Source organism: Streptomyces alkaliphilus (assembly GCF_014141535.1).
Lineage (GTDB): Bacteria > Actinomycetota > Actinomycetes > Streptomycetales > Streptomycetaceae > Streptomyces > Streptomyces alkaliphilus.
On record NZ_VKHT01000452.1, the window covers coordinates 1 to 4,056 of the forward strand.

Genomic DNA, 4,056 nt, shown 5'->3' on the forward strand with positions numbered 1-4,056 from the left:
AGTTGGCACACCTGCCCACACACCCGGACCACGACCCGGCAACCGAGGCACCGCCACACATCAGGAGTCTCAGGTGACCGACATGACCCACCACATCACCACCCTCCCCGAACAGCGCCGCACGCGGCCCCACGGTCCAATCCTTCGGTGCCCCGGGGCGGCAGAATTCGCCCACCGATGTCATCACATTCACGTTCGACTTCCGCAAAGTTGACATCTTTCCGGGCCCGCTTGAATGCGAGATTCATGTCGAGGACGACGTTCTTGCTCGCCGGCAAGACCATTCCACTCGTCATCATTTGATGGTGCGGCGCGCAGGGTCGCCTATGCGAATTCCGAGAATGGCATATGGAAAACAGGAGGAAGCAGTGGTGATCAGGGGATCTGTCGGCACCCTCACGGAGCTCTTCGGGCGGTCCGTGGAGGCGCACCCGCACCGCCCGGCCGTTCGTGATGACACCCGGACTCTGACCTATGCGCAGCTGGACGAGGAGTCCAACGCGGTCAGCGCGTTGCTGCGGAGGCATGGGGTGGGGGCCGAGGACCGTGTCGGGGTATATCTGCGCAGGTCGGTCGAGCTCTTCGTGGCGATCCTCGGAATTCTCAAGTCGGGGGCGGCCTATGTCGCCGTGGACAGCCGCTACCCGGACACCCGTCGCGATCTGATGCTGAACAGCAGCGGCGCGAAGATCGTGCTCACCGAGGCCGGATGGGAGGATCGACTGACGTCCGTGTCCGCCCGGATCGTCTCCATCGAAGACCGCGTCGCCGCGGACACCGCTCCGGCCGAAGAGGTTGTGGAACCGAACAGCGCGGCCGGCGTGCTGTTCACCTCCGGTTCCTCCGGCGAGCCCAAGGCGATTGTCCTGGAGCACCGCAATATCGTCTCCTTCGCCAGTAACCCGAGCCTGCCGGCGCTCACGACGGCGGACCGGGTCGGCCAGATATCCAGCATTTCCTTCGACGCTTTCCATTTCGAAATGTGGAGCACTCTCGGATACGGTGCGCAGGCGGTCATCCTCCCGCCCGTGCCGGATCTGCTGGCCGCCGACTTCCAGCGGCAGATGAGGCAGTACGGCATCACGGCGATGCTCGTGCCGACCATGGTGATCAACCACGTGGTGCGCGAGGACCGGGACGCCTTCGCCCCGCTGCGCGTCCTCCAGACCGGCGGCGACGTGCTCCTCCCGGCAGCCTGCCGGGCGCTGTTGGGCGGGCGGTTCAAGGGAACCCTCCACAACCTCTACGGTCCTGCCGAGATCACCACCGCCTGCACCGCGCATCAGGTGACGGCCGAGGACGCGGAGTCCGACGCCATTCCGATCGGCCTGCCCCTGGACGGAGTGTCGGTGCGGGTGCTCTCCCCGGAGCTGGAACCCGTGGCCCCCGGCGAGACCGGCGAGCTGTTCGTCAGCGGCCCCGGCGTGGCCCGCGGCTACCAGGACCGCCCCGAGCTGACCGACGAACGCTTCCTCACCCTGCCGGGCGAAGCCGACGGCACACGCATGTACCGCACCGGCGACTTGGCGCGGCAGCGCGAGGACGGCGCCTTGATGTTCGTCGGCCGTGCCGACAACCAGGTCAAGATCCGTGGCTACCGGGTCGAACCCGGTGAGGTCGAGCGAGGTCTGTGCCGCTACCCCGAGGTCCGGGAAGCCGTCGTGCTGCCGCAGGGCGAGGGCAACGACCGACGTCTGGTGGCGTTCGTGGTGCTCGACGAAAGCGGCCCGGGCGTCAAAGAGCTGCGCGAGCGGGCCGAGCGCGACCTGCCGGACTTCATGGTGCCCAGCCGGTTCATCATGCAGGACCGGATCCCGGCGACGGCGCACGGCAAGCGCGACCTCGACGCCCTGCGCGAGGTGCTCGCCAAGCACCTGGCGCGCGAGGAGTCGTACGCGGGTCCGCGGACCGACACCGAGCGGTTCCTCGCCGGCCTCTGGGAGAACCTGCTCAGCACCGAACGCGTCGGCAGGGACGAGGACTTCTTCGGCCTGGGCGGCCACTCGCTGCTCGCCTTCCGTATGCACCACCGCATCAACCGCGAGCTCGGCCTCTCCCTCCCCTTCCCGGTGCTGCTCAACAACACCGTGCTGAAGGACCTCGCGGCGGCCATCGACGCGTCGCGCGAAGGAGCGACGGCATGACCCGGCGGCTGGTTTCCGGGCTCCGGTTCAGGCCTGCCGACGAGGTCCGCCGGCTGCGTTCGAACTTCCTGCACGGCATCACCCACCTTCCGGTGGAGGTCATCCGATGAGTACCCCCGCCGACGACGGCCCCTACGGGTTCGGTGAGCGCATCGAACAGGTGGTGGCCCACCATGCCCGGCTTCGGCCCCACGCGGTCGCCGTTCAACAGGGTGAACGGAAGATCACTTACGGCGAGTTGACTGAGCGGGCCGAGACGGTGGCGGCCGCGCTGAGCCGGCTCCGTGTCGAGCCCGGCCGGCACATCGCGGTGCGCATACCGCGCTCCCCGGAACTGGTGACCGCGCTGCTCGGCGTCCTGCGCGCGGGCGCCTCCTATGTGGCGATCGACCCGCAGTGGCCGCAGGCACGGGTGGAGGAGACGCTCCGGGGCACGGATACGGCGCTGTGCGTCATCGATGCGCCCGGCGCGCGGACCGTCCCGGCCGGGGCGGAGGTGCGCACCGTCACCCTCGCCTCCCTGCTGGAGCTCGGGCGCACCGCTCCGGTCCCCGAGCCGCTGTACGACGGCACCGCGACGGCCAGCGTCTTCTACACCTCCGGCTCCACCGGGAAACCCAAGGGGGTGCTCTCCCCGCACCGGGGAACCATCCGCACCCTGGTCAACTGCCCGGCTATTCCCCTCGGCCGGGACTCGGTGTTCCACCAGGCGGCTCCGCTGCCGTGGGACGGGCTCTCGCTCGAGCTGTGGGCACCGTTGCTCAACGGCGGCCGCTGCGTCCTGATGGACCGGGCGGCCACGGCGCTGGACGCACAGGGGCTGGAGGTGGCCATACGGCAGGGCGTGAACAGCCTCTGGCTCACCAGCTCGCTGTTCAGCGTGCTGGCGGAGGAACGGATCGAGCTCTTCGGCGCGGTGCGCCTGCTGCTGGTCGGCGGCGAGCGTGTGTCGGTGAGCAACGCCCGCCGCGTGCTGACCGAGTTCCCCGCTCTGCACATGGTCAACGGATACGGGCCGGTCGAGAGCACCATTTTCGCCACCACCCACGTGATCCGCCCGGCCGACGTGGATGAGGGCAGCACGGAGATCCCGATCGGGACGCCGGTGCCCCGCACCACGGTGGCCCTGCTCGGCGCGGACGGGCGGCCTGTCGCGGACGGCGACATGGGCGAGATCGCGGTCGCCGGCGACGGAGTGGCCCTCGGCTACGCGGGCGCCCCCGAGGAGACCGCTCGGCGGTTCTTCACCCGGGGCGGCGTGCGCTTCTACCGCACGGGCGACCTCGCGGTGCGCGACGCCGAGGGACTGCTGCGCTACCGGGGGAGGACCGACCACCAGTTCAAGATCCGGGGGGTGCGGATCGAGGCCGGCGAGGTCGAGGCCGTCCTGGAGAACCACCCCGAGGTCACCGCCTGCTGTGTTGTTCCGCTGGAGACGGCGCCCGGGCGGGTACAGCTCGCGGCGGCCTACACGACTGTCCACCAGCAGCCCCTGGACGAGGCGGGATTGACGGAGCACGCGGCACACAGCCTGCTCGACGCGATGGTGCCGACGCGACTGGCACACGCCGTGCAGCTCCCGCTGAACGCCAACGGGAAGGCCGACCGCAAGGCGGTGGAGGCGCTGCTGCGTCGCAGCGCCGGACCCGCCGGCGCCGCGACGCAGCAGCCGACCCGGGACAGCCCGGTCCTGGACGACATCCGCGCGCTGCTCGGCGCGGCGCACCTGGCCGAGGACGACGACCTCGTCATGGCCGGGGCGAACTCGCTCGACGTGATCCGACTGGCGGCCCGGGTCGGCGCCCGGCTGGGCGCCCGCCTGACCGCCTCCGACGTCTACCGGCTGCGTACGGCGCGCGCCATCACCGCCCACTGCGCGCAGGCGGCCCCCGGCGAGCAGCTGCCCGCCCCC

General features: G+C 70.2%; 2 protein-coding genes. Both read left to right on the forward strand.

The genetic code is table 11. The features are described 5' to 3' along the window. The first annotated feature begins 371 nt into the window (after positions 1 to 371). On the forward strand, positions 372 to 2,144 hold the full coding sequence (locus FNQ90_RS14800) for a non-ribosomal peptide synthetase (RefSeq protein ID WP_323379970.1): 1,773 nt from the start codon (positions 372 to 374) through the stop codon (positions 2,142 to 2,144). Between the two features lie 106 nt (positions 2,145 to 2,250). After that, positions 2,251 to 4,056 (forward strand): non-ribosomal peptide synthetase (locus FNQ90_RS14805; protein ID WP_182606812.1); only part of this gene is annotated, 1,806 nt, incomplete at its 3' end.